We start from the raw sequence: 254 nt of genomic DNA, 5'->3' as shown, positions 1-254 counted from the left end.
AAGGGGTAAACAAAGCAAACTCATGTTCTAGTGGAATAAAGCTAACCCCAAGTAAGAGCGCAAATAACCCCAGTGCAATCCAATTAATATTACTGTTTTTACTGCTAACATCGTCTGCTACTGTGCCAAGTTTTAATAAAGGCCATATAGCACCTACTGTTGCTGCAGTGATTAAAATCGCTATTTGAGTTCCCATCATTGGAAATAACACCAAGGCAAGTGTACTCATTATCGCAAGTAACTTAAGCGCAGCA

1 pseudogene is annotated in these 254 nt (G+C 39.4%); it reads right to left on the bottom strand.

Annotated elements, in window-relative coordinates:
- Positions 1 to 254: pseudogene (locus AAEY57_RS20500) on the bottom strand (chromate efflux transporter); the annotation flags it as partial.

Origin of the sequence: Pseudoalteromonas sp. MER144-MNA-CIBAN-0113 (genome assembly GCF_040308965.1) — a bacterium.
In the GTDB taxonomy this organism is placed as follows: Bacteria; Pseudomonadota; Gammaproteobacteria; order Enterobacterales; family Alteromonadaceae; genus Pseudoalteromonas; species Pseudoalteromonas tetraodonis.
Note: the sequence above shows the minus strand (reverse complement) of the source record. Positions and strands in the feature narration are given on the sequence as shown.